Below are 23956 nucleotides of genomic sequence, written 5' to 3' on the forward strand. Positions count from 1 at the left end.
CTCGCCGGTGTGACCGGGGTGCACCGCCACGCTGTGCTCCGCTGGGTCGCCTACGCCAGGATCGACGGGGCCGAATATCTGGCGTGGGACGAATATCCGGCCGGCCCGTGCCGCGGTCGGCGAGGAGGTTCCTCCTCTCTGACGCGGCAGCGGGATCAGGCGCCGTGCTTGGCCGGCTGCACGGCATCGGCCGTGTCCGAGTTCGTGTCCCGCGCGCACGCCCTAGTGGGCTGGGTGTCACCGCGATGGACGATGAAGACCGCTGCGAGGCCGACGGCGAGACCGGCTGCGGTCTGCGGGCCGAACGGTTCACCGAACATGAGAGCTCCCCAGACCGCCGTGACCGGAGCCATGAGGAACATGAGCGTGTTGACCTTGGTGACTCCGGAGCGCCTCAAGATGAGCCAGTACAGCCCGTATCCGCCGAAGGTCGACAAGGCGACGAGCCAGGTGATCGCGGCCCAGAAGGAGAGTTCAGCGGGCGGTTTCGCGGATCCGGCACTCAGGGCGAGGGCGGTGAAGATGACGGCACTGGTGGCGCAGTGGACGGTCATCGACACCGTGGGAGCGGCCTGCGCACGGGAACGGCCTTCGAGGAACGTGGCCGCCACCAGCGAGAACATGCCGAGGAAGGGGATGAGATAGGCCCACCGGGCCGCACCGGAGCCGGCCGTGGCATCGGCCATGGTGACGATGGTGACGCCGCCCATCCCCAGGCACAGGCCGAGCCACTGCTTGCGCGAGACGTATTGGCGCAGCAACGGTCCGGCAAGTGCTCCGGCGACGAGAGGCTGGACACCGTCGATCAGAGCCGTCGTGCCGCTGGAGACCCCGAGTTGGATCGCGTAGTAGACGGTGAGCAGATAGCCGCTCTGCGAGAGCACGCCGATCAGGGCCTGCCGGGCGACGTCCCGCACCGCGAGGCCCCGCCACGGCGTTCCCGAGACGGCGGCAACGACGAGCAGGGCGATGGCCAGCGGCAGGAACCGCCACATCAGGATCGTGATCGCCGACGCGCTCCCCGCGCCGAGCTTCGCCCCGATGAACCCTGAACTCCAGCAGAGCACGAAGGCGATGGAAAGCAGGAAGTTCATGTCTCCCCCTTCGCTATACAGATCGGTATACCTCCTGCCCGCTAAACAGATCGGTATACTTCCTGAGTGTGAGCACTACCGAGACGCCGCGACGGATCACGATGACGCCTGCCGCACGGCGCGTCCTGGAGGCCGCCGCGAGGCTGTTCTACGAGCGCGGCATCCATGCCGTCGGAGTGGACCTGATCGCCGCCGAGGCCGGGGTGACGAAGAAGACCCTCTACGACCGGTTCGGCTCCAAAGAGCAGATCGTCGTGGAGTACCTCGCGGACCGCGACGAACGCTGGCGCGCCTTCCTCGCCCAGTACCTCGACGCCGCGCAACCGGCGCCGGCGGCACGCATCCTGGCCGTCTTCGACGCCTCACGCGCGTGGTCGGCGAAGCACAACCCCAAGGGGTGCGGCATGGTCAACGCGCACGCCGAGATCAGCGATCCGTCCCACCCGGCCTACCCGGTCATCACTGGGCAGAAGCGGTGGATGCTCGCCTTGTTCACCGGCCTTGCCAGGGACATCGCCCCGGACAGAGCCGACTGTCTGGGCCGGACGCTCATGCTGCTTCACGAAGGAGCACTCGTCGCCCACGGCCTGCATGTCATCGCGGATCCCCTCAGCCATGCTCGCCAACAGGCGCAAGCTCTTCTTCCGGCCACGGGGGAGAGCGGGTGATCTGTCAGGTGCTTGGCCGGCTGTTCTTCGAGCTTGTCCAGTGCCGCGCCCCGCGCGGTGAGGCGTTCCAGCGGTTCGGGATCCAGCGTGCACAGGATCGGAGAAGGCCGCGCGGCGCCGGCGAGCAGGAACCGGTACCGGCGTATATATGGACGCGCTTGCGCTCCAGGGCTGGAGAAGGGGCCCCGGGCAGCTCGTCGTCAGTGCGCCCAGGGAAGCCGCACCGCCTCGATCTCAAAGTCGTTCAGCAATGCGTTGATGAGGGCTGCGGGCCCGGCCACCTTGGTGGCCCACAGGTCGTAGTCGGTGCACAGGACCCATGAGCGGTCCTCCGCCCAGAGGTTGGACGGGCTGAAGTCGGCCTCCGACTGGTCGTAGAGGATCTCGGCGTCGCCGAGCCGGCCCGCACGCACGTGGAGGTTGTCGAAGTCTTCGGCGCCGAGCAGGAGCGGGTTGTAGTAGGCCAGGCAGCGGGTGTCCGGGCCCGCGGGGCTGTACTGCGCGAGGACGGCGATCAGCCGGTTCCAGGTCTCACGGTCCAGGCTCCCCTCGGTCGGCGGGATTATGCCGAGCGGCCAGCTGCCCTCCTTCTTCGCCGAGGGAAAGCAGCGGTAGGACGGCATCAGCCCGTCGGGCACGGCCGGGTCGCCGGTCCGCCGGGCCAGCTCGGCCCAGCGCAGCCGTCGCCAGCCGGGGCCCGGGTGCCGCGCTCGGCCCAGCCCTCCTCCCGTGGCGACGCCCACGGCGTCGAAGTCGATGCCGGCGAAGATGTGGCGCGGGATGCTCCCGTCTGCCAGACGTGCCTGGTGGTACTCGTGGTACGACACATCGGCCGGTCCCTGCTCGTGCTCGTACATGGCGTTGAGCACCCACACCGCGTCAGGCAGCGCGGGAGGCATGAACCCGGTTATGCCGTCGCCGCACAGCTCCAGCAGCCAGTCGGTGGCCCCGGACGGCACGAGCGGCCACAGGCTTGACATCAGGTTCGACTTATCGGACATGCGTCCATAATCCCAGGAGCGGACCCGCCCTCCCGCAAGGGCCGGCATGGTGCCGCCGCCTGCCTCGCCGACTGAGCGTGCTTCCATGTGCCTGGTTGGGATGGCGAGGCGTACCTCAACACTGGCGAGCCGACCGCCGGCGGAGCGCATCGTCGGTGGGGATGCGGTGCGTCGTGCGCCGCGCGTCGCGGCGTTCGCGCGTAACAAGGCCGCGGCGAGTACGGGCGGACGTTCCGCTCCCGCGCGCTCTCGGCGGCTGGGTTCCTCCCCTTCCACCACCCGCCCCGCCCGGTGAGGGCGGCGGACTGCGGATCCCCCTCCCGCCGCCCGCGCGAGGTGTTCCCGATCACGGGCCAACCAGTCGTGCAAGGGAGGGGCAAGGGGCGTGACGGGCAGCGTGTGCATGGGGGCTGTATGGGGGGAGCCGCCGCTGATCATGTCGTGCGGATCGGGCCCGTGCGGTGGGTTCCGGTCAGCAGAGCTTCGGCGTGCTTGCGGAAAGCGGTGACCAGGCGGTTGTGGTCGCCGGTGCGGGTGGCGAGTACGACCTGGCTCGGTTCGACCCCGTGCAACGGGACGGTGGTGAGGCTGGGATGCAGGCCGGTCGCGTGGTCGAGGGGCGGGCCGATGGCCACGGCCCGCCCGGCGGCGATGAGTTCGTGTTTGTCCTCAAGGGCCTCGACCAGGGGGCCGTCGGGCGCGGGGCGTCCGTCGGGCCGGGGGTCGAGCCGCCAGTAGGCGTTCAGCAACGGGTCGGACTGGCGTACGTGGGGGATCGGCTCGTCGGCGATGTCGGCGAGGGTGACGGACTCCCTGCCGGCCAGACGGTGGTCCCGGGGCACGACGAGCACGCGCGGTTCGTCGTAGAGGACGATGACACGCAGCCGGTCGGTGGGGAACGGCAGGCGCGTCACCACCGCGTCGACGCGGTGCTCCACCAACGCGCCGCGCGAGTCGTTCCAGTCGAGCAGGCGGGTGTGGACCTCGGCGTCGGGATGGCGGTCGCGCAGGGCCCGCACGGCCGCGGTGACGACCAGCCCCCTGGTGTAGCCGACGGTGATACTCCCGGGCCGGGCCGCGGCCCGGGTCTGGGCCATCGCCTCGACCGCGGCGCGCAGCAGCCCCTTGGCCTGGGGCAGGAAGATCTCGCCGGCCTCGCTGAGCCGGGTGCCGCGCGTGGTGCGGTCGAGCAGGCGGACGCCCACTTGCTGTTCGAGGCGGCGGATCTGCCGGCTCAGCGACGGCTGGGTGGTGTGCAGGGCCTCGGCGGCACGGCCGAAGTGCCGGTACTCGGCGACCACCGCGAAGCACTGCACCAGCCGGAGGTCGAGGTCCACGGGTGCGGGGAAGCGTTCGGACACTCCCTCACCCTAACTGGCCTTATACGCAGGGCGTATTACCTGTTCCGGAACAGTCATTGGACCGCGTGCCCGTCGCGGCCGCACCGTGGTGACCATGACGTCGGACAGCGTGACACCGTTTCGTATCGACATTCCGGACAGTGCCCTCGAGGATCTGAAGGACCGGCTGCACCGGGTACGCCTCGCCGGCCGGGAGACGGCGCCGGACAGCAGCCAGGGGGTGCGGCGGGAGCACCTTGAGGAGCTGCTGGAGTACTGGGCCACCGGATACGACTGGCGCGGTCTGGAGCGGCGGCTCAACGGGCTGGGCCAGTTCCGTACGACCATCGACGGTCTCGGCCTCCACTTCATGCACGTACGCTCGCCCCGCCCCGCCGCCACCCCCCTGTTGCTGCTGCACGGGTGGCCGGGCTCGTTCCTGGAGTTCCTGCGGACCGTCGGCCCGCTCACCGAGCACGGCTTCGACCTCGTCGTCCCCTCGATGCCCGGCTATGGCTTCTCCGACCAGCCCGCCTCGACCGGCTGGGACCCGGACCGGATCGCCCGCGCGTACGGCGTGCTCATGCGGCGCCTCGGCTATGACTCCTACCTGGCCCAAGGAGGCGACTGGGGCGGTGTCGTCGCGACCCGCATGGCGGCGCAGCGCCTGACGGGCCTGCGGGCGATTCACGTCAACTTCCCCGAGTTCCTCACCGCTCCGCCGGCCGGCGACGACCCGACCCCTGAGGAGAAGGCCGCGCTCGAACAGAGCAGCCGCTTCTTCGCCGTCCATTCCGGATACCACGTCGTCCAGCGCACCCGGCCGCAGACCATCGGCTACGCCCTGACCGACTCCCCGGCCGGGCAGGCCGCCTGGATCTACGAGAAGTTCCTCGACTGGACCCGGCCCGGCGCCCTCACCCCCGACGAGATCCTCGACCACGTCTCCCTGTACTGGTTCACCGGCACCGCTGCTTCCTCCGCCCGCCTGTACTGGGAGTACGCCCGGCAGCCGTCGGCTCCGACCGAGCTGGACCTTCCGGTCGGGGTCAGTGTCTTCCCGGACGAACTGACGCGTACCCCGCGTGTCTGGGCCGAGCGGGCCTATCACGACCTGCGGTACTTCAACGACGACATCCCCGCGGGCGGCCACTTCGCCGCCCTGGAGCAGCCCGAGCTGTTCGCCGGGGAGGTCGTCAAGTTCGCGCGGGCGGTGGGCGCGTGAAGACGGTCGTGATCACCGGAGGCATGGACGGCATCGGGCGTGGCCTCGCCCGTGTCCACCTCCAACGTGGGGGCCGGGGCGTGGCCGTCGGAGCCGACGAGGCCAAGGCCGAGCCGCGTGATTGGTTCCGGGCCGACGTGGAGCTCGTCGACGAGGACAGGCGGCTGACCGACCGGCTCTCCGCCGAGCTCACCGTGATCGACGGCCTTGTTCTGGGTGCCGGGTTCCAGTGCTCCGGGCCCAGGCGTACGGAGACCGCCCTGCTCGGCCGCGCCGCCGGTCCGGTCGCCGACGCACGACGGTTCCCCGACCGCACCCAGGAGGTGCCTGCCCGATGAAGTGGGTCAGCTACCGCTCCGCCGACGGCTCCACGCGCTGCGGCGTGGTGCACGACACCACCATCCGCGCCGTGGGCAGGGGCCTGTTGGAGCTGCTGCGCGCCGAAGGCGGGCTGGAGACCGCCGCGTCCAGGGAACCGGCCGAGATCGTCGGGCTGGCCACGGCCGACCTGCTGGCGCCGATACCGGTGCCCCCGGCGGTCCGCGACTTCGCCGCGTTCGAACGTCACGTCAGCAACGCGGGCAAGGCGGCCGTCGGCGACGGCAGGGTCAGCCCGGTCTGGTACGACCATCCGCTCTTCCACTTCTCCAACCCGGCGGCGATCAAGGGACCGCACGACGAGATCCCCATCGCTCCGGGCGCTCGGTGGTGGGACTACGAGGTCGAGGTCGCCGCGGTGATCGCCGGGGACTGCGCGCACCTCGACGCCGCCACGGCGGAGCAGCACATCGCCGGCTACCTGGTCTACTGCGACTGGAGCGCACGCGACATCTCCGCGAGCGAGATGGGGTTCGTGTACGGCCCGTCCAAGAGCAAGGACGCCTCGACCAGCCTCGGCCCGTTCCTCGTCACCCCCGACGAACTCGAACCCCACCGCTCGGGCAAGGGCTATGCGCTGCGGATGGACGGGTACGTCAACGACGAGCATTACGGTGGCGGCAGCTGGGAGGAGATCCACTGGTCGTTCGGCGAGATGCTGGCGCACGCGTCGCGCGGCACCACCCTGCGAGCCGGTGACATCCTCGCCAGCGGTCCTGTGGGCACCGGCTGCATCCAGGAACTGGGCGGCCACCGCCCCTACCTGTCACCGGGAGACACGGTCCGGATCGAAGTGCAGGGCCTCGGCGCGATCTCCGCACGGATCACCGCGCCAGAGCCGCCTTGACGCACCCGACGCGCCGGATATACCGGATGCACCTGATGTGCCAAAGACGAGCTTGATCCTTCCCACTGGCCAGGAGACCACCACGATGCATCTCGCCGGCACCTTCGCCCGCGCCGCCATGGATCCGCATGCCGTCCGCGAGACCAGCCTCACCATCAACGCCACCCACCTGTTCGTCTACTTCATCCCCGAGGCACCGGAAGAGGCCGCCAAGCTGGGCGTGACCGAGTCCGGACCGGCGTACTTCGCGTTCCGGGCGGCCCCTATGGGTGCGGTCCCGTGGCAGGTCACGCTCGCGGCCTTCTACAACTTCAGCCCGCGGTCGGTGCGGGCCATGGCAGGCGTGTGGGACATAGCGACGCCGGGGGAGTGGCAGGCCGCTCGCTTCGCAGCCGTCGGTCGTGCGGTGCGACGCGTCGGCGTGAGCCTGACCGCCGATCGCATCGCCGAGGCACGATCGCTGATCGACCCGGTCGTCGCGAGCGCCGACTACGCCGGGAAGACGATGGCCGCCGCCAACGCCTCGGTCCCCCTCCCCGTCGATCCGCTCGTCGCGCTGTGGCAGCAGATCACGGTGCTGCGCGAGTGGCGTGGTGACGCGCATGTCACCGTGCTCGCCGCCAACGGCCTCGGGCCGTGTGACTGCAACGTTCTGCAAACCGCGACGGGTCACTTCCCGGAAGCGATCGCGCGTGCCACCCGGCTGTGGGACGACGAGGAGGTGGCCGCGGCGACGACGCGCCTCGTCGCACGCGGCTGGCTCGACGCCGACGGCACCGCGACCGATGCCGGCATCGCGGCGCGCGAGCGGATCGAGGCCGAGACCGACGAGCACTGCGCCGCGCTGTGGACGCCGATCGGTGACGCCGGCGTCCGTCGCCTCACCTCGCTCATCGTGCCGATCCACGACGCGTTCACCGCGGCCGGGACCTACCCCTTCCGCGTGGAGACGGGAGACACGCGGTCCGGCGATCCGGAGGCCGTCGGGTAGGCCCCGTTCTCTACCGCACCACCGCCCTCGACCACGGCGCCCGCCTGCGCATCCACGTCGAGCCCGTCCAACGACCCTTGGGAGTCCGCCGGTTGACGATCATTCCCAGACGGTGGGCCATCGAGCGCGGTATCGGGTGGCTCACGCGCCACCGCCGCCTCGCCCGCGACTACGAAACCCGCCCGTACCGCTCCGAAGCCGTGATCCACCTCGCGGTGATCGACCTCGTGGCCCGCAGGCTCACCGGTGATGCCACCCCCGGCCGGCGCGGAACCTCACCCGGAACCCCACACGAATCAGCGGGCCAAACACTCGGTCAGAGCGCTGCCGGCATCGCGAGTTCGGTCGCGTACGGGGGCTGGGCCCCGGCGCGGGAGCACGTCGCGGCGGCGGCGCGGGCGGCGAAGGTCAGGGTGTCCTGCCACTGTTCCGCGGTGAGCGACGGGGACGGGGTGAGCGCGGCGTGGCCGTCGAGGCGGTGGAGCAGCGCGGCGTTGACTGTGTCGCCGGCGCCGATGGTGTCGACGACGGCCACCTTCTGGGCGGGGACGGAGAGTTCGAGGCCGTCCCGGGTGAGGACGGTCAGGCCCGCGCCGCCCCGGGTGAGCACGACGGCGTACGGGCCGGCCGCGAGCCACCGCCGGACGGCCGTCGCCGGGCCGGCGGGCCCGGCGAGCCAGGCCGCGTCCTCCTCCGAGAGCTTGAGCAGGGTGACGTACGGCAGCCAGGAGAGGAAGCGGGCCCGGTAGGCGTCCGCGTCGGGGATCAGGCCCGGCCGGATGTTGGGGTCGAGGGCGGTGAACAGGCCGCCGTCCGACGCGCGGCGCAGCAACTCCTCGAATGCCGAGGCCCCCGGTTCCAGGACGAGGGAGCAGGTGCCGAACGAAACCGCGCGGGCCGCCGCCGGCAGCGTTCCCGGGGTCCGGAACAGGCGGTCGGCGGTGCCCTCGACGTGGAAAGAGTAGGCCGCGGAGCCGTCGGCGCCGATGTGCGCGACCGCCAGGGTGGTGGGCTCGGGACCCCGCTGGACGAACGAGGTGTCCACCCCGTCCGCCGCCAGGCCGTCGAGCAGCGCCTCGCCGAAGTGGTCGGTGGACAGCCGCGAGCAGAACGCGGCCGGGGAGCCGAGGCGGGCCAGGGCGATGGCGGTGTTGTACGGGCCGCCGCCGCGCTTGGGCCGCAGGGCGGGCAGTTCGGGGGCGGGCGGGGCGGGTGCGTCGGCGTGGGGAACGGTGTCGGGATGCCGCGTGGTGGACTCTTCGGGGTCGGGGTCGGTGTCAGGGCTGGCGGCAGGCCCGGTGCCGGTGTGCGTCGTGTCGTCCGGGCGCCGCTGGCCGGACCTTCCCGCATCGGTGCCGGGTCGGGCGCCGGGCTCCGCGCTGGGGCGTGTACCGGACCGCGTCCCCGGGGCGGAGCGCCGATCGCCGGTTGTCGACGCGTCGCGAGCGGACTCCGCGGGGACGAGGTCGATGAGGGCTTCCCCGGCGACGATGATCATGAGGAGAGGGGCCTTTCGGTACGGGCGATGGGGTGCGGAGTAACGGGCGGTGCCGATGGTACGGGCGGAGACGGTCGATGGCCGCAAGGGCCGCGGTGGACGAAGGCGCACCTGCCGGAGGGTGCGCGAGGCGCGGGCGGACTCGGCGAACCGGCCGAGCGGGAGCCCGACGGCCGGTGCCCCGACCGCCAGTCGGCCGGCATCAGGTCGATGGGTCTGCCGCGCCTCCGCGCGATCCGTTCGGCCAGCTCCGCCGCGTCGAACGGCACGGGCAGCTCCAGGCCGTCGGCCAGCGCCCGGCACCGGCGCAGCCGCCGCCCGGCCGCCCGCCGTGCCCGCAGGGCGGCCCGCCCCGGGAGCGGCGTCATGACGACGGCCGGCGCCGCTCGGCCTCGCGGCGCGCGATGGCCTCGATCAGGTCCTTCACCGTGCCCAGCCCGTCCGGGGACAGGTTGACCGCACGCAGCGCGACGTCGCGCACCCCGGCGTCCCGCATGGCGGACAGCAGCGCGACCTCCTCGGCGACCGGCACCCGGAAGAACGCGGCCAGCGCCTCCAGGTGGCGCTTGGCCGGGTTGTCGCGGCGGCCGGTGCGCAGCTGCCAGAGGTACGTGGCCGAGAACGACTCGCCCGTCGACTCCCGGCAGGCCCTGGCCACTTCCTCGTTGCTGTACGGCGTACGGTCCGGGCGCCGGACGGTCGTGAAGAGGAGCTCTATCCGTTCGGACAGCGACCGCCCCGCCCCGCCCCCGCCCGACGGCGGCCCCACCCCCTCCGGGGGCCACTCCGAGGTCTCCGACACGTCCCCCACCTCCCTGGGTGGCCGGCAGCGTCATCACCGGCAACGGCGTGTCGACCGCGATGTGTTCGCGCCCCCGGTCGTACGCCACCAAGACGATCCGCCCGGTGGTGGTCGGCGTGACCGGGCAGCAGGGCCGGCTCGTCGGGTACGGCGGGAAGTGCGTGGACATCCGGCACGGCAGCACCAAGATCGCCACCCCCGTGCAGATCTACGACTGCAACGGCACGGGCGCGCAGTGGTGGACGCTGGGCAGCGACCGCACGGTCCGGGCGCTGGGCAAGTGCCTGAACGTGGTCTGGGGACGCGGCGAGAACGGCACCGGGGTGGAGATCTACGACTGCGTCCCCGCCAGCCAGGGCGAGCAGTGGATCCCGCAGGCGGACGGCTCGCTGAAGAACGTCCTCACCGGCAAGTGCCTCGACCTCCTGGGCTTCGACACCACGAACACCCGGCAGTTGGGGATCTGGGACTGCGACGGGCTCGCCAACCAGAAGTGGGTGCTGACGCCCTGACACCCTGACGCTCCGCCAGGGCTGAGGCGTCCGATCGGAGACGGGTTCGGGGTTCCGCGCCGGGCAAGGGGGGCGGCGCGGGATCCCGGGCCCGTTCCCCTCAGGCCTCCTCGTCACGTCTCCTCGTCCGCGCCGCGCGGACCGCCCCGGTGGGCCGGGTTCTTGGTGCTCAGCAGGCCAGGATGACGCCCCGGCGCCCGGCCGTCCGCCCGGTTTCGCCGGACGGATCCGTGGCACCCGCGTTGTGCCGGCGGTTCGCGGCGTACGGCAGTGGCGGCCGCGGCGGACGGGAGGAACGGAGGACGTCATGACGGTGAAGGCGGGGGCGAACGGATCGCCACTGGACGGGCCGTGGCCCGAGGCGGCGGGACGGCTCTGGCGGGACGTGTCCGGGCTGGTGCGCGAGGAGGCCGGCGGCCCCGCCGGCCCGCTGACCACGGCGGTCGGCCGGGCGCGCCTCGCCGGGACCGCGATGGCGCTCAGCGGCGCCCTGGGCGCGCTCTCCCTCGTCTCCGCGCACCAGGCCCTGCTGCGGGCCACCGAGCGGATCATGCCGCCGTCCCGGGCGGCCTGGACCCTGGCGGCCGGCTACGCCGGCGCCGCCGTCGGCCTCACCCGCCTGCGGCGCTCCGCCTCCCGCGCCGCGCGGCGCTCCTCCGCGGAAGCCGTGGAACGGGTGCTGGCGGAGCTGGCCGCGTCCGGGGTGTGACCGGTCGCCCGTTCCGTGGCCGTCCGTTCCGTGACCGGTCGCCCGGGGTCAGTCGTGGCGGACGACGCAGAGCGCCCAGATGACGAACGCGCACACCGCCATGACGACGACCGACCACAGCGGGAAGTACGGCAGGGACAGGAAGTTGGCGATGAGGATGAGCGCCGCGAGGGCGATGCCCAGCACCCGCGCCCAGGCGGAGACCTTGAACAGGCCGACGCCCACCATGATGGCCGCGATGCCGAGGAAGAGGTGCACCCATCCCCAGCCCGCCACGTTGAACTTGTAGACGTAGTTCGGCGCGTTGACGAACACGGTGTCGTGGACGATCGCCGATATGCCCCTGAGTACGTTCAGGAAGCCGTCGATCAACAGCATCACGGCAGCGAAGACCGTCAGCCCGGTCGCGACCGTCAGCGACCTGTCGCTGTAGTGATGAGTGGTGTGCGACTGCGGGGAGTGCGACATGGTCTCTCTCCTAGTCCGGATGGCCTCCCGAAGTCGGCGAGTCCCGAGGACCGGGGGAGGAGGCGCGCGGCCCGCCCGGGAACGCGTGCCGGCTCGGCCCGTGCCCGGAGGCGGTTGCGGCCCACCCCGGAGGGGGTTCGTACTCCACCCCGCGCCCTTGCCGCACGGGGTGGGGCGACCGACGGAGACCGCTCGTTCCATCCTCACCACGCCGTGCCGTTGATCGCACCTCGGCCCCGGAAGCCGCCTCCACCTGCGGCGACGCCGGCAGCTCGCGCTAGGGTGCGCCGGTGAGTCTTTACATCGTCGTCGGATACGGGCCCGCCGGTGCGGCCGCCGCCCGGCTCCTGGCCGGACAGGGCCATACGGTACGCGTCGTCACCCGGTCGGGCCGGGCTCCCGAGCCCGGCATCGAACACGTCGCCCTGGACGCGACGGACGCGGCGCGGCTGGCCGGGGCCGCGCGGGGCGCCACCGCGATCCTCGGCTGCGCCGCGCCGCCCTACCACCGCTGGACGAAGGAGTGGCCACCGCTGGCCGCGTCGCTCGCCGAGGCGGCGGAGGCGACCGGCGCCGTCCTGGTCATGCTGGGCAATCTGTACGGCTACGGCCCGGTGGGCGGGCCCCTGACCGAGGACCTGCCACTCGCGGCGACCGGCCCCAAGGGGCGGGTGCGCGCCGCCGCGTGGGAGCGGGTGCGGACCCTGCACGAGCAGGGGCGCGTCAGGGCGGTCGAGATACGGGCCTCCGACTTCTTCGGGCCCGGCGTGACCGACGGCGGCCATCTGGCCGGTCGCTTCATGCCCCCGCTGCTGCGCGGCAAGGCGGTCACCGCGCTCGGCGACCCGGACGCCCCGCACAGCTGGAGCTACCTTCCCGACGTGGCCGCGGCCCTGGTGGAGGCCGCGGGCGAGGAACGCGCCTGGGGCCGCGCGTGGCACGTTCCCACGGAACCGCCGCTCTCCGTCCGGGAGATGGCGGACCGCCTCGCCGCCGCGGCCGGAACGGCACCCGTCGCCGTCCGGCCGACGCCGGCGGCCGTCCTGGGGGTGGCGTCGCTGTTCTCCCCGCTGCTGCGCGAGCTGAAGGAGATCCGCTACCAGTTCGACCGGCCGTTCGTCGTCGACTCCGGCGCCTACCGGTCCGCTTTCACGGTCCGTTCGACGCCCGTCGACGAACAGGTCGAGGCCACGGTCGCGTGGTGGCGGGAGCGCCTGGCCGCCGGCGGGTGAATCCCGCGCGCGGCGGCCCTGGGCACCGTGGGAATTCCTTTCCGGAAATCCGCGGTGACAGTCCCCCTTTCCCGCTCGGGCCCCCTTTCCCGCGCGGGGAAAGGGGGCCCGTCACCTCCCGGAGGACGTCAGCGGACGAACTTCCAGGTGATTCCGTTGACCACACCCCGGTCCAGCGGCGCGAGCTTGCGGAAAGCCGTCTGGCTGAGGTCCAGGTGCGTCCGGTCGCAGGACGGACACTTGTCCCGGACCGGGACCCGTATGGTCTTTCCGTTGTAGGAGACCTCCACCGAGACGCCTCTGCACAGCGGGTCGTTGTTGGGGTTCGGGGAGGTCCACCAGGCGGCGGGTACCGCGACCAGGTCCTGCGACGAGGCGTCGATCGGTGTTCCGCAGGCGCCGTAACCCTTGTCGTTGTAGTAGGTCATCTTGCCGGTCATCGTCTGGCCGATCGGAATGTCGGCCGACGCCGGTCCCGCGCCGAGGGCGATACCCGTGGCGGCGGCGACCAGAGCGCAGGCGGCGAAACGAACTCGGCGCACTCGCCTGAATTCACGCATGGTGATGTCTCCTCCTGAGGCAGGGGAATACGACACGTAGAGCAGGAGCAGGAGCAGGAGCCGGAGTCGGAAAGGCGCTCGTCGACTCGGTCTCCGGCTTCGGGACCCATGGATTTCACGGTCCCCGGTGTCCCCGCAACCCCCGTCGGCCCCAGTTGTCCGGAACTGAGTGGTCCATGAACTCAGTTGGGCCGGAACACCGCCGGTCCGTCCGAAAACACACCGGAACACCCGGGTGCGGTCAAACACCCGGGTACGGTGAAACGTCCGGGCACGCCGGGCGCTTGAGGGCCACGGGTGCCGGACGGGAGGGAGAGGGCCGATGAAGGCCTGTTCGGATTACGCCCGTTCCGTACGGGGCGCGGGCTCCGGAGGAAGGTGGACGGACAGCAGGCACACGTCGTCGCGCTGCTCGTCGGGGAGCAGCCGGGCGAGGAGCGCGTCGAGGGAGCCGTTGCCGCCGCGCGGCGGCACGCTCCGTACGGCCTCGGTGAGCCGGTCGAGGCCGGCGTCGAGGTGCTCGCCGGGGCGCTCGATCAGCCCGTCGGTGTACATCAGCAGATGGTCACCCGGCTCGATCCGGCAGGTGGCCTCCCCGTAGGAGGGCCGCAGGGTCGCGCCGAGCAGGACGCCCTCGGGCGGGGTCAGGTACTCCGCCTTGCCCTGCCGGACGAGCAGGGGCGGTGGGTGGCCGGCCTGGGCCCAGGTCAGGCAGCGCTCGGTGGGGTCGTAGCGGCCGAGGACCATGGTGGCCGTGGCATGCCCGTCCGGGGTGTGCAGCAGCAGGGTGTTGAGCCGGTGCAGGGCGCCGGTCAGCGAGGAGCCGGTGAACACCATGCCCTTGGCGGTGAAGCGCAGTTGCGCCATGGTGGCCACCGCGTCGATGCCGTGCCCGGCGACGTCCCCGACGGCGAACAGGACGCAGCCGTCGGGCATCTCGACGGCGCTGTACCAGTCACCGCCCACGCTGAGGTCGTCGTGTGACGGCAGGTAGGCGACGTCGACGCGGAGGTCCGCGAGGTTCAGGGACTGGGTGGGCAGCGGCAGCAGCGCGTGCTGGAGCCGCGCCGCCACCAGGCGTTCCGTCTGGAGCACGTTGCGCTGGGCGAGCACCGCCTGCTGGGACTCCAGCAGGGCCAGTTCCGCGCGCCGCCGGGCGGTGAGGTCCATGATGACGCCGTGCACCTCGACGGGTGTGCCGTCGGCGTCCGGCAGCGTCTCGGCGACGATCCGCAGGTGCTTGACGCCGGAGGCGGTCGCGAACCGGAACAGGTGGTCCATGGGCGTCCCGTCGGCCAGGAGCGCCTGGACGGCCCGGGCGAAGTCCGGCAGGTCCTCCGGCAGCAGGTGGCGCGGCAGTTCGTCGAGGCGCATCGGCCCCAGCGAACGGTCGCGGCCGAGGATCTCGTAGACCTGCGGCGACCAGGTGACGGAATCGGTGGCCAGGTTCCAGTCCGTCCAGCCGAGGTTGCCCAGCCGCTGGAGGTCGGCGAGCAGCTCCCGCTGCCGGGTCTCGGTGTCGTGGCCGGTCCAGCACACGACGAGGGAGCCGCCCAGGCGCGACACCCGCAGCGAGTAGACGGACTGCCTGCGGACGCCGGCGACGACCTCCTCGTAGGCGAACGGCTCGCTCTGGTACGGCTGCCCGGTCTCCAGAGTGTGGAGGTAGCCGTGCCAGGCGGAGGATCCGGCCATGGTCGGGTAGCACTCCAGGACGCGCAGGCCGACGAGCTGGCGTCCCCGCCGGCCGGCGACGTCGGTGGACTGCGGCGCGGCGGCGTCGATCCGGAAGTCCTCGACCTTGCCCGTCGCCGACCGCAGGGGCGTGAGCAGGGCCGCCGGGCCCATCAGCGCGTCGAAGACCGCCTGCACGGATTCGGTGAGGGGCGGGCCGGGCCGGCCGGCCGGTGTGTCGCACATCCGCAGACTCCCCGCGCACAGTCGGGCGACCGCCCGCAGCAGCTCCCGGACGGCCGGATCGAAGGGGGCGTCGACGGTACGGAGGACGCCCAGGGCGGCGGTGACCGTACCGCCGGTGACCACGGGGAGCCAGGCCCGCGTCAGCCACCGGCGGCCCTGCTCGTCGATCAGGTGGTAGCGCAGCGCGTCCCGCGCGGGGTCCTCCAGCCAGACGGGCTCGCCCCGGCGCACGACGTCCTGCGCGGCGATGCCGCTGACGGGCGGTACGGACCGCCACTGGGCGGCGACGGCGGCCCCGGTGCCGGCGTGGCCGCCGAGCTCCAGCACGCCGTCCGGGGTGCTGAGGAAGATCATGACGGCATCGGCGCGGACCGGCGGCCCGGCCAGGTGGTCCAGCAGCGTCCCGGCGAGCTCCTGCGGGCCCGAGACGCGGGCCAGGGCCTCGCCGACCGCGCCCAGGACCTCCGCGTGCGTCCGGTTCCCGGCGGTTCCCGGCGGGGCGTGGCGGGTGTAGCGCATGGAGTCGAACACCGAGCCGCCGCCCTCCGGCCCGCCGGGCCCATCCGCTTCATGGGGCCCGTGTGCTCCCCCCGGCCCGGGAGGCTTCCGGGCGGCGGGGACGGCGCCGCCCTGCGGCAGGTCGCCCAGGACGATCCAGCACTCCTCCATCAACGTCCGGCCGGCGGTGCGCGCGCGCCGCGTCAGGTGCTCGTAAGCCGCCGTCGCGGAGCAGTCGGAGCGCGCCATCAGCACACCCTTGGCGCGTTCCAGCACGGCCGTGGTGGACGCCAGGTGCTCCAGCCGCTCGTTCTCCGCCCGTAGCTTGGCCACCACCTTCGCCAGTGCGACGACGTCGGGTTCGACGCCGGACTTCTCGTCCTGGACAGACTCGCTCGTCACGCCCCGAGCATGGCACAGACGGCCGCCGCCCGGCCCGTTTCCGCACATCAGGGCGGGCGCTCGGCCGGACGTTCGGGTGGTGCTCCGTCTCCTTTTCCCCCTCTCATGCTCCCAGGAACCATGGTGGCGCGGAAGGGAGTTCACGGTCCGGCGGCCGACGGCGGCGGGCGGGCGGAGAGTCCGCCCGAGGTCGGCGGAACCGGGTGAACACCGCCGGCCGCTTCGCTACCGTGGAGGGGGCGAACCGCTACAAGGCCCGCATGACGGCCACTTCGCCCTTCCGGGACACCTCTACACCTTTGCCTTCGCTCCGGGCCCCGCAGATCGGCGGCCCGCGAGCCCGTCCGGCGCGCCGGGAACAGGTCCGGGACAGGCCGGGAGAGGACACGAATCGGTGAACGGATCCATGCGGGACAAGGTCGTCCTCGTGACCGGCGCGGCCCGCGGCCAGGGCCGCGCGCACGTCGTGCGGCTGGCCGGCGAGGGCGCCGACGTGATCGCCGTCGACCTGTGCGGCCGGCTGCCCGGCGTCGCCTACGCCTCCCCGGTGCCGGAGGACCTCGACGAGACCGTCGCCCTGGGAGAGGCGCACGGCCGGCGGGTCGTCCCGCTCGTGGCCGACGTCCGCGACCTCCCCGGACTCCGGAAGGCCGTGGACGGGGCCGTGGAGACCCTGGGCCGGCTGGACGCCGTGGTGGCCAACGCGGGCATCTGCGTCCCGTGCGCCTGGGACCGGGTCACCGAGGAGATCTTCCGGGACACCATGGACGTCAACGTCCGCGGCACCTGGAACACGGTGATGGCGACCGCGCCGCACCTGGTGGCGGCGGGCGGCGGGTCCGTCGTGCTGATGAGCTCGTCGGCGGGGCTCAAGGTCCAGCCGTTCATGATCCCCTACACCACCAGCAAGTTCGCGGTGCGCGGGATGGCGAAGGCGTTCGCCGCCGAGCTGGCCCGGTTCGGCATCCGGGTCAACAGCGTCCACCCGACGGGCGTCGACACCGTCATGGGCGGCCGGGCGATGCTCACCCGCGTCGCCGAGGCGAGCATGGCCGACCCGCGGCTGCGCGGGATGCTGGTCAACATGCAGCCGGTGGACGGGATCTCGGCGGAGGACGTGGCCGAGGCCGTGCTGTTCCTGGTGTCGGACGCGTCACGGCACGTGACCGCGCACGCCCTGGCCGTGGACGCGGGCGTCAGCGAGTTCTGAACCCCGGCTGTCCCGGCACCACCCGCCGCCATCCCTCACAGACGGGCCGGTTCCGCCATGTCCCTCCACCGTCACCTCGTCGGACACACCTGGGCCCTCGGGCCCCTGCGGTGGACGTTCGCCGACACGGCCCTGTACGCGCTCGGCGTCGGGGCCGGGGCCGGCGACCCGTCGCGGGAACGGGAGTTCACGACGGAGAACTCCACGGGCGTCACCCCGTCGGTGCTGCCCACCTTCGCCACCACCCTCGTCCCGCCCGGGGAACACCCCGCCCTCGGCGACTTCGACGTGACGCGGCTCCTGCACAGCCACCAGTCCCTGACGCTCCACGGCCCGCTGCCCGTCGAGGGCGCGGCGGTCGCGGAGTCCCGGCTCACCGGGCTGTACGACCGGGGGCGCGCCGCGCTCGCCGTGATCGACTCCCGGTGTACGGACACGGCCACCGGCCGGCCCCTCGCCGACCTGCGCACCGGGCTGACCGTCCGGCACGCGGGCGGCTTCGGCGGGGAAACGGCCGAGGACGAACCGTGGGAGCGCCCGGCCCGCGAGCCGGACCACACCGCCGGCTACCGCACCGCCCCGCACCAGGCGCTGCTCTACCGGCTCTGCGGCGACCGCAACCCGCTGCACTCCGACCCCGCCGTCGCCGCGCGGCTGGGTCTGCCCAGGCCGCCGCTGCACGGGCTGTGCACCTTCGGGTTCGCCGGGAGGGCGCTGCTGCGCGCGCTGTGCGGGGGCGACCCGGCCCGGTTCGGGACCATGTCCGCCGCGTTCACCGCGCCGGTGCTGCCGGGCCGGGACCTCATCGTGCGGATCTGGGAGACGGGCGGTGCGACTCTGTTCGAGGTTCGCTCGCACGGGCGGGTGGTGCTGGGCCGCGGGCGGTTCGTCCTGCGGCCGGTGTGACGGTCCGCCCCGGTGTGACGGTCAGCCGGCGGCCGTGCACCGTACGCCGTCCGCATCGGCGGCGTACCGCTCGGCGTACCAGCGGGCCGTGCTCCGCAGCCCGTCCGGCAGCGCGATCGCCGGCCGCCATCCGGTGGCGAACAGCCGGGAGACGTCGAGGAGTTTGCGCGGCGTCCCGTCCGGACGGCTCGGGTCCCAGACGATCCGTCCGGGGTAGCCGACCGCCTCGGCCACCATCCGGGCCAGCTCCGCGACGGACACGTCCCGGCCGGTGCCGACGTTGACCGGGGACGGGTCGTCGTAGTGCCGCAGCAGGTGCAAACAGGCCGTCGCGAGGTCGTCGACGTGCAGGAACTCCCGGCGCGGCGTGCCCGTCCCCCAGACGGTGACCTCCCCGGCACCGGTCCGCGCCGCCTCGTGGAAGCGGCGGATCAGGGCCGGGAGGACATGGGAGCGGGTGGGGTGGAAGTTGTCCCCGGGGCCGTAGAGGTTCGTCGGCATGACCGAGATCCAGCGCCGGCCGTACTGCCTGCGGTACGAGCGCACCGCGATCAACCCCGCGATCTTGGCGATGGCATACGCGTCGTTGGTCTCCTCCAGCGCCCCGGTGAGCAGCGCGGACTCGGGGATGGGCTGCGGGCTGTGCTTGGGGTAGATACAGGAGGAACCGAGGAACAGCAGCCGGTCGACGCCGGCGGCGTGCGCGGCGGTGAACAGATTGGTCTGGATCCTGAGGTTGTCGGTGAGGAACTCGACCGGTTCGGCGTCGTTGGCGGCGATGCCGCCGACCCGGGCGGCGGCGTCGATCACCACGTCCGGGCGGAGCGCGGCGAGGAGGGCGGACGTGGCCCGGGCGTCGGTCAGGTCCACGTCGGCGGAGGCGACGCCGACGACCGACGCGAACCCCTCGGCCGCCAGCCGGCGGAGCAGGGCGGAGCCCACGAGTCCCGTCGAGCCGGCCACCAGCACGGTCGAGGAAGGGTGAAGGAGGGGGCGCGGGGGAGGGGGCGGGGTCACGGCTGCCTCTCGTTCGAGGGGACGGGCGGGTGAGGCGCGGGACGGCTGGGGCGGCCGGGGAGTTTGGGGAGGTCGGGCAGGCCGGGCCGGTTGGGGAGACCGGAGAGGTCCAGGCCACGGCAGTACAGGGCGCCCAGCAGGCGCAGCAGGGCGACCGGTTCGGGGGTCCCGCGGTGTCCCGAGGCCGCCACGAGCGGGGCCGCGACCCCCTCGTCCCGCAGCGTGTCCCGGATCGGCCGGGCCAGCACCGGGTGCGGGCCGATCTCCACGAACGCCCGGACGCCCCGGCCGGCGAGGGCGGACACCGCCTGGGTGAACCGCACGGGCTGCCGGAGGTTGCGCGCCCAGTAGTCCGGGGTGCCGAGGGTGGAGGGAGCCGGTCCGGAACCGGACGGCTCCGGGTCGGCACCGGATCGTTCCGCTCCGGTGGCGGTGGTCGTGTCCGGCGCGGTGTCGGCGGACGGCCGCGGTCCGGCCCCGGCGGCCGACCTCGGGCCGGCGCCGGCGGCCGGATCCCGCGCCGCGTCGACGGTCGACACCCAGGGCACGCGCGGCGCGGCCGGGGCCAGACCGGCCAGTTCCGCGCGGAGTTCGGGCAGGACACCGTCGACGTACGGGCTGTGCGACGCCGCGTCGATCCGGATCGTCCTGCACCGCACCCCCGCCGCCTCCAGGGCGCCGACCAGGGCCCCCACCGCGTCGGCCGCCCCGGTGACCACCGTCTCCCGGGGCGCGCTGTGCGCGGCGACGACCACCGTCCCCGGCGTCCGCGCGCAGTGCCGCTCGACGGTGTGCCGGTCCAGGCCGATCGTGGCCATCGCCCCGCCGCCCGCCACCCGGGCGAGCAGCCGGGAGCGGGTGGCGACGACCCGGGCCGCCTCGGGGAGCGTGAGGACGCCCGCGATGTGCGCGGCGGCGACCTCGCCGAGGCTGTGCCCCACCACGGCGTCCGGCCGCAGCCCCAGCGACAGCAGCCAGTGGGCGGTGGCCACCTGCAGCGCGAAGATGAGCGGCTGTGCCGTACCGGGGCCGTCGGCCCCTGCACCCGGCGGACGCGCGAGCGGCCCGGTGACGCCGCCGGGCAGCAGCCCGTCGAGTTCGGCCAACACCCCGGCGGCCACGGGCGACCAGGCCGGCAGGGCGCGGCCCATGCCCGTCCACTGGCTGCCGTGGCCGCCGAAGCACCAGGCGGTCCGGCCGGCCGCGCCGTCGGCCCGGCCCGCCGTCCAGCGCGGGCTCGGCAGGCCGTCGGCGAAGCACGACAGCCCTTCGACGAGCCCCGGAACGTCCGGCGCGGTCACCGCCAGGCGTTCGGGTCCCGGACGGGCGGGAGGGAAAGGCACGTCATCGGGCCGAGAACCATTGGCCAACAATTCTGCCGCCCTTTTCGCCTCCTCCGTCAACTCCGTGCGCGTGGCGGCGGAAAACACCAGCAGCCACGGTGGCGGGGACGGCAGCACACTGTCGAATGTCATAAGCCCCTCGTGTTCCGCCGCATCGGATCGGGTGGCCGGCCGGTGCTTGCTACGATCGCCGCACCGGCCGGTCGGCGCCGCCGCGCGCACCGCTGCTCGACGCTTTCGATGCGGAAAGCGATACCTTCGACAAAGGAGTAGAGGAAGAATGCCGGAGAACTCCTTCCAGGGTCTGGTCGTCGATACCGAACCCGCGTCCGACGCCTATCTCGTCATCGGCATTCCCGGGTCCGGAAAAAGCTCGGTGTCCGCCGCCCTCGCCCGCCGCTTTCCCCTCGGAGCGCACATCGAGGGCGACCACATCCAGGAACTCATCGTCTCCGGCGGGCACCTGCCCTCCCCGGAGGAGGACCTGGAGGCCGACCGCCAGCTGCTGCTGCGCGCCCGCAACGCCTCGGTGCTCGCCCGCAGTTTCCACGCCGCCGGCGTCGTCCCCGTCATCGACGACGTGGTCGTCCGGCGCGCGCACCTCGACTACTACCTGGAGCAGCTCAAGGGCCTGCCGCTGCACCTCATCGTCCTCGCGCCCACCCCGGACGTCGTCGCCCGGCGGGTCGCCGAACGGGACAAGGTGCTGGCCGACGACTGGTCGTTCCTCGACGAGGCGATGCGCTCCGAACTCGACGGCCAGGGAACCTGGTTCGACAGCTCCGAGATGACCCTCGGCGAGACCGTCGACGCGATCCTCGCCAAGGGCTGAACCCCCGCCCCACGGACCGGCGCCGGTGCTCCCCGCGGAGCCCGGCGCCCTCATCCGCCGTCGATCCGGCGGACCGCGGTCAGCCAGGTGAGCATCAGATGGGCGCTCCGGTGCAGGAACGCCCGCGCGTCCTGCGTCCAGGCCGGGCCCCGCGCCTGCTCGGCGAACTCCCGCAGGCCGTGCGCGAGCGAGGCGTACGCCTCCCGGTAGGAGCTCCCTTCGAGACGGAACTCCCGTAGCCAGTACAGGAGTTCGTCCATGAAGCGGATCGCCGGCAGTTCGCCCGCCAGGTCGGCGAAGAGGTCGTGCGCGTTGCGCTCGTGGTGGACCGGCGGGCCGCCGAAGCGGACGGCGTGGCCCAGGTGTTTGGCGCACGCCGCGACGAAGTACCCGCTGAAGATGTCCCCGAAGCGCTCCAGGGGCGCACCGCCGACCGGCTGCCCCATCCGCAGGAAGTAGTAGGCGGGCAGCGCGTCCCGGTGCACCGCCGTGTTCTGCGAGTTGACGGGGCACCAGGTATCCGGTGCCAGGACGGCGGCCGGCCCCCGGTAGGCGGTCACCGTGGGGCGGACGGCGAGCCGGGTCACCGCGTCCACGTCCGGATCGCCGAGCCACAGACCGGCGTTGACCCGTACGTCGGCCGTCTCCTCCGTCCACGCCGGCGCCTCGGTGGCCGTGCGTGGCCCGTAGGGGAAGCCCCGGGGGTGGACCCGGCAGGGGGTCACGTCCAGCAAGTCGCAGGCGTTGAACCAGCCCGACGGCGACGACACCGTACGGTGCCGCGCCGGCCCCTCCAGTACCACCCGGTGCTCGTCCAGGAACGGACTCACGGCGGGCAGGTTGTCGTCGTCCATGGACACGGCGCACGCACTGCCGTTCAGATACGACAGCAGATAGCCGATGTTGCGCCGGTTGTCCGAGTCGTACGGCACGAGCCCCGGCACCCCGAGCTTCGCCAGCAGCCGGTCCTGCTCCGCCACGTCGGGGCTGACGATCGCGGCGCCGCGACCGCGGGCCCGGTCGCAGGCCGCGTGGAAGGCGGCGGGCGTCCGGCGGTCGGGGATGACGACGAGCCGGGCGCCGCCCTCCGCGAGGGTGTCGGCGTAGTGCTCCAGGAACTCCCCGGAGCCGATGGTCGTGATGACGATGTCGATCGTTTCGGACATGAGGTCACTCCGCAGTGTGGTCACTCCGTAGGGGGAATGTCCCGCCAGAACCGCAGCCGGGAGGAGGCGGTGACGAGAGGGGCGCCGATCCAGAGGAGCATGACGACGGCCAGCCCGAGCCGCGGGCCGAACAGGCTGCCGAGCGCACCGCCGACCAGCCCGCCGACGAAGAGCATGCCGCGGCTGACGAACCGGACGCAGGCCACCGTCCGCTGCAACAGGGCGGAAGGGGTGAGGAGTTGGACGAGGGTGGCCTGGCCGACCGTGAACACGGCGTACCCGGCGTGGAACAGCAGCGCGCCGCACAGAAACAGGAACAACCCGGAGCCCGGCCGGGTCAGTGGCAGCAGCAGCCCCGCCGGGGCGAACACCGCCGCGGGGATCCAGACCGCGCGGGCCGTGCCCAGCCGTCGCGCCACCCGGCCCGCGCCGAACGCCCCGATCAGCCCGCCGATGCCCACCGAGCCGATCAGCAGGCCCAGGGTGCCGGGGGCGACCCCCACGTCGTCGGCCAGGAAGAGGACGACCAGCGCCTCGTACGCGGCGAAGCAGCAGTTCCCCAGGGCGGAGCCCGCGATCGACGCGAGGATGACGGGCCGCCGCGCCACGAACCGGAACGCCTCGGCGAGTTCCGCCCCCAGGCCGGACGCGCGGGACGCCGCGCCCGGCGCCTCGATGTTCGCCCGCATCAGCAGGTTGCACGCCGCCGAGGCCGCGAAACCGCCCACGTTGAGCAGCGGGGCGCGCTCGGGCCCCAGCACCTGCACCGTGAACCCGGCCACCGCCGGGCCGAAGGCCAGCGACACCGCGCGCGCCATCTGCAGCCGGACGTTGCCGTGCACGAGCCGGTCCTTGGGCAGCATCCGCGGCGGCATGGACAGGTACACGATCTCGTAGAACACCGTCGCGCAACTGACCAGCACATTGGAGAGGTACAGGTGCCACAGTGCCAGGTGCTCCGTCGCCGCGAGGACCGGCACCATGGTGACGATCACCGCGCGGCCGAGGTCGGCGAGCAGCAGCAGCGTCCGCGGGCGCAGCCGCGCGCCGTACACGCCGGCGGGCAGCGTCAGCACCAGCCACGGCAGATAGCCCGCCGCGGTGATCAGCCCGACCTCGCCGACCGTCGCCCCCAGCGTCCGGGCGGCGAGCAGCGGGAAGGCGACCACCGTCGCCATCCCGCAGAGCTGGCTGATACCGCTGCCGACCCACAACAGGCGGAAGTCCCGTTCGAGGGCGCGGGCGGGGGCGGTGGGCAACGTGGCGAGATCGGACATGGCAAACGCTCTCTTTCTGTCGGTGCGCCGCGGTTCCCCGGGGCGGGGTTCGTCCCGGTG

General features: G+C 73.0%; 23 protein-coding genes and 1 pseudogene. 12 read left to right on the forward strand and 12 right to left on the reverse strand.

The annotated features are described in order from the left end of the window. Positions 1–155: 155 nt before the first annotated feature. On the reverse strand, positions 156–1094 hold the full coding sequence (locus tag K7I03_RS31220) for a DMT family transporter (protein ID WP_185944847.1): 939 nt from the start codon (positions 1092–1094) through the stop codon (positions 156–158). 101 nt (positions 1095–1195) lie between these two features. Here K7I03_RS31220 and K7I03_RS31225 point away from each other — a divergent pair, with 101 nt between their 5' ends. After that, positions 1196–1762: a TetR/AcrR family transcriptional regulator gene (locus tag K7I03_RS31225; RefSeq protein WP_185944868.1), complete on the forward strand. Its 567-nt coding sequence runs from the start codon at positions 1196–1198 to the stop codon at positions 1760–1762. 200 nt (positions 1763–1962) lie between these two features. Here the strand turns inward: K7I03_RS31225 and K7I03_RS31230 are convergent, their stop codons facing one another. Together K7I03_RS31230 and K7I03_RS31235 are read right to left on the reverse strand one after the other, a co-directional pair. Next, positions 1963–2763 (reverse strand): hypothetical protein, encoded by an 801-nt coding sequence (locus tag K7I03_RS31230; RefSeq protein WP_185944846.1) that lies wholly within the window; start codon positions 2761–2763, stop codon positions 1963–1965. A gap of 434 nt (positions 2764–3197) precedes the next feature. After that, the gene (locus tag K7I03_RS31235) at positions 3198–4124 is read right to left on the reverse strand and encodes a LysR family transcriptional regulator (RefSeq protein WP_185944845.1); all 927 of its coding nucleotides are present in this window, start codon (positions 4122–4124) and stop codon (positions 3198–3200) included. A gap of 85 nt (positions 4125–4209) precedes the next feature. Between K7I03_RS31235 and K7I03_RS31240 the strand changes: the two genes are divergently transcribed. From K7I03_RS31240 to K7I03_RS31260, 5 genes and pseudogenes are all read left to right on the forward strand, one after another. Further along, a complete protein-coding gene (locus K7I03_RS31240) occupies positions 4210–5328 on the forward strand; it encodes an epoxide hydrolase family protein (RefSeq protein WP_185944844.1) in 1119 nt (372 codons plus the stop codon). Next, the gene (locus K7I03_RS31245) at positions 5325–5666 is read left to right on the forward strand and encodes an SDR family NAD(P)-dependent oxidoreductase (protein ID WP_185944843.1); all 342 of its coding nucleotides are present in this window, start codon (positions 5325–5327) and stop codon (positions 5664–5666) included. The genes K7I03_RS31240 and K7I03_RS31245 overlap by 4 nt, the downstream gene beginning before the upstream one ends. After that, positions 5663–6553, forward strand: coding sequence for a fumarylacetoacetate hydrolase family protein (locus K7I03_RS31250; RefSeq protein ID WP_185944842.1), 891 nt, complete (start codon positions 5663–5665; stop codon positions 6551–6553). The genes K7I03_RS31245 and K7I03_RS31250 overlap by 4 nt, the downstream gene beginning before the upstream one ends. 118 nt (positions 6554–6671) lie before the next feature. After that, entirely contained in the window at positions 6672–7544 is an 873-nt protein-coding gene (locus K7I03_RS31255) for an SCO6745 family protein (RefSeq protein ID WP_445195094.1), read from the forward strand. A gap of 50 nt (positions 7545–7594) precedes the next feature. Further along, a pseudogene (locus K7I03_RS31260) lies at positions 7595–7750 on the forward strand (IS5 family transposase); the annotation flags it as partial. A gap of 110 nt (positions 7751–7860) precedes the next feature. On the opposite strand, the gene K7I03_RS31265 reads toward K7I03_RS31260, so the two are convergent. Together K7I03_RS31265 and K7I03_RS31270 are read right to left on the reverse strand one after the other, a co-directional pair. Then, positions 7861–9042 carry a carbohydrate kinase family protein gene (locus tag K7I03_RS31265; RefSeq protein WP_313772171.1) on the reverse strand — a complete coding sequence of 394 codons (1182 nt, stop codon included), beginning with the start codon at positions 9040–9042 and terminating at the stop codon, positions 7861–7863. 364 nt (positions 9043–9406) lie between these two features. Continuing rightward, positions 9407–9811, reverse strand: coding sequence for a helix-turn-helix domain-containing protein (locus K7I03_RS31270; protein ID WP_185944865.1), 405 nt, complete (start codon positions 9809–9811; stop codon positions 9407–9409). A gap of 50 nt (positions 9812–9861) precedes the next feature. On the opposite strand from K7I03_RS31270, the gene K7I03_RS31275 reads away from it, so the two are divergent. Together K7I03_RS31275 and K7I03_RS31280 are read left to right on the forward strand one after the other, a co-directional pair. Further along, complete coding sequence (locus tag K7I03_RS31275) at positions 9862–10356, forward strand: RICIN domain-containing protein (protein WP_224347308.1); 495 nt, start codon at positions 9862–9864, stop codon at positions 10354–10356. A 307-nt stretch (positions 10357–10663) separates the two neighbouring features. Continuing rightward, entirely contained in the window at positions 10664–11065 is a 402-nt protein-coding gene (locus K7I03_RS31280) for a hypothetical protein (RefSeq protein WP_185944841.1), read from the forward strand. Between the two features lie 48 nt (positions 11066–11113). Here K7I03_RS31280 and K7I03_RS31285 read toward each other — a convergent pair whose 3' ends face one another. Then, positions 11114–11533 carry a DUF7144 family membrane protein gene (locus tag K7I03_RS31285; protein ID WP_185944840.1) on the reverse strand — a complete coding sequence of 140 codons (420 nt, stop codon included), beginning with the start codon at positions 11531–11533 and terminating at the stop codon, positions 11114–11116. 290 nt (positions 11534–11823) lie between these two features. Here K7I03_RS31285 and K7I03_RS31290 point away from each other — a divergent pair, with 290 nt between their 5' ends. Continuing rightward, entirely contained in the window at positions 11824–12765 is a 942-nt protein-coding gene (locus tag K7I03_RS31290; protein WP_185944839.1) for an NAD-dependent epimerase/dehydratase family protein, read from the forward strand. A 128-nt stretch (positions 12766–12893) separates the two neighbouring features. On the opposite strand, the gene K7I03_RS31295 is transcribed toward K7I03_RS31290, so the two are convergent. Together K7I03_RS31295 and K7I03_RS31300 are read right to left on the reverse strand one after the other, a co-directional pair. Next, positions 12894–13325: a cysteine/serine endopeptidase inhibitor gene (locus tag K7I03_RS31295; RefSeq protein ID WP_185944838.1), complete on the reverse strand. Its 432-nt coding sequence runs from the start codon at positions 13323–13325 to the stop codon at positions 12894–12896. A 339-nt stretch (positions 13326–13664) separates the two neighbouring features. Continuing rightward, positions 13665–16145, reverse strand: a complete 2481-nt coding sequence (locus K7I03_RS31300; RefSeq protein WP_185944837.1) for a SpoIIE family protein phosphatase — start codon at positions 16143–16145, stop codon at positions 13665–13667. Between the two features lie 394 nt (positions 16146–16539). On the opposite strand from K7I03_RS31300, the gene K7I03_RS31305 reads away from it, so the two are divergent. Then, positions 16540–17355: a mycofactocin-coupled SDR family oxidoreductase gene (locus tag K7I03_RS31305; RefSeq protein ID WP_224347309.1), complete on the forward strand. Its 816-nt coding sequence runs from the start codon at positions 16540–16542 to the stop codon at positions 17353–17355. Between the two features lie 57 nt (positions 17356–17412). Continuing rightward, on the forward strand, positions 17413–18261 hold the full coding sequence (locus K7I03_RS31310; protein WP_185944836.1) for a MaoC/PaaZ C-terminal domain-containing protein: 849 nt from the start codon (positions 17413–17415) through the stop codon (positions 18259–18261). A gap of 21 nt (positions 18262–18282) precedes the next feature. On the opposite strand, the gene K7I03_RS31315 is transcribed toward K7I03_RS31310, so the two are convergent. Next, positions 18283–19278, reverse strand: coding sequence for a GDP-L-fucose synthase family protein (locus K7I03_RS31315; protein WP_185944835.1), 996 nt, complete (start codon positions 19276–19278; stop codon positions 18283–18285). Further along, on the reverse strand, positions 19275–20579 hold the full coding sequence (locus K7I03_RS31320) for an acyltransferase domain-containing protein (protein ID WP_185944834.1): 1305 nt from the start codon (positions 20577–20579) through the stop codon (positions 19275–19277). The genes K7I03_RS31315 and K7I03_RS31320 overlap by 4 nt, the downstream gene beginning before the upstream one ends. 322 nt (positions 20580–20901) lie before the next feature. Between K7I03_RS31320 and K7I03_RS31325 the strand changes: the two genes are divergently transcribed. Continuing rightward, entirely contained in the window at positions 20902–21453 is a 552-nt protein-coding gene (locus K7I03_RS31325) for an AAA family ATPase (RefSeq protein WP_185944833.1), read from the forward strand. Between the two features lie 50 nt (positions 21454–21503). Here the strand turns inward: K7I03_RS31325 and K7I03_RS31330 are convergent, their stop codons facing one another. After that, positions 21504–22619 carry a hypothetical protein gene (locus tag K7I03_RS31330; RefSeq protein WP_185944832.1) on the reverse strand — a complete coding sequence of 372 codons (1116 nt, stop codon included), beginning with the start codon at positions 22617–22619 and terminating at the stop codon, positions 21504–21506. Between the two features lie 20 nt (positions 22620–22639). After that, a complete protein-coding gene (locus tag K7I03_RS31335; protein WP_185944831.1) occupies positions 22640–23896 on the reverse strand; it encodes an MFS transporter in 1257 nt (418 codons plus the stop codon). Between the last annotated feature and the right edge of the window lie 60 nt (positions 23897–23956).

The organism is Streptomyces mobaraensis, from assembly GCF_020099395.1.
Taxonomy (GTDB): domain Bacteria; phylum Actinomycetota; class Actinomycetes; order Streptomycetales; family Streptomycetaceae; genus Streptomyces.

Bases quoted from the DNA above. Each gene is read 5' to 3' on its own strand.
- K7I03_RS31330 (WP_185944832.1), bottom strand. From the start codon at position 22,619: ATGTCCGAAACGATCGACATCGTCATCACGACCATCGGCTCCGGGGAG.
- K7I03_RS31250 (WP_185944842.1), top strand. From the start codon at position 5,663: ATGAAGTGGGTCAGCTACCGCTCCGCCGACGGCTCCACGCGCTGCGGC.
- K7I03_RS31220 (WP_185944847.1), bottom strand. From the start codon at position 1,094: ATGAACTTCCTGCTTTCCATCGCCTTCGTGCTCTGCTGGAGTTCAGGG.
- K7I03_RS31280 (WP_185944841.1), top strand. From the start codon at position 10,664: ATGACGGTGAAGGCGGGGGCGAACGGATCGCCACTGGACGGGCCGTGG.
- K7I03_RS31225 (WP_185944868.1), top strand. From the start codon at position 1,196: ATGACGCCTGCCGCACGGCGCGTCCTGGAGGCCGCCGCGAGGCTGTTC.
- K7I03_RS31265 (WP_313772171.1), bottom strand. From the start codon at position 9,042: ATGATCATCGTCGCCGGGGAAGCCCTCATCGACCTCGTCCCCGCGGAG.
- K7I03_RS31335 (WP_185944831.1), bottom strand. From the start codon at position 23,896: ATGTCCGATCTCGCCACGTTGCCCACCGCCCCCGCCCGCGCCCTCGAA.
- K7I03_RS31230 (WP_185944846.1), bottom strand. From the start codon at position 2,763: ATGTCCGATAAGTCGAACCTGATGTCAAGCCTGTGGCCGCTCGTGCCG.
- K7I03_RS31310 (WP_185944836.1), top strand. From the start codon at position 17,413: ATGTCCCTCCACCGTCACCTCGTCGGACACACCTGGGCCCTCGGGCCC.
- K7I03_RS31325 (WP_185944833.1), top strand. From the start codon at position 20,902: ATGCCGGAGAACTCCTTCCAGGGTCTGGTCGTCGATACCGAACCCGCG.
- K7I03_RS31285 (WP_185944840.1), bottom strand. From the start codon at position 11,533: ATGTCGCACTCCCCGCAGTCGCACACCACTCATCACTACAGCGACAGG.
- K7I03_RS31255 (WP_445195094.1), top strand. From the start codon at position 6,672: ATGGATCCGCATGCCGTCCGCGAGACCAGCCTCACCATCAACGCCACC.
- K7I03_RS31295 (WP_185944838.1), bottom strand. From the start codon at position 13,325: ATGCGTGAATTCAGGCGAGTGCGCCGAGTTCGTTTCGCCGCCTGCGCT.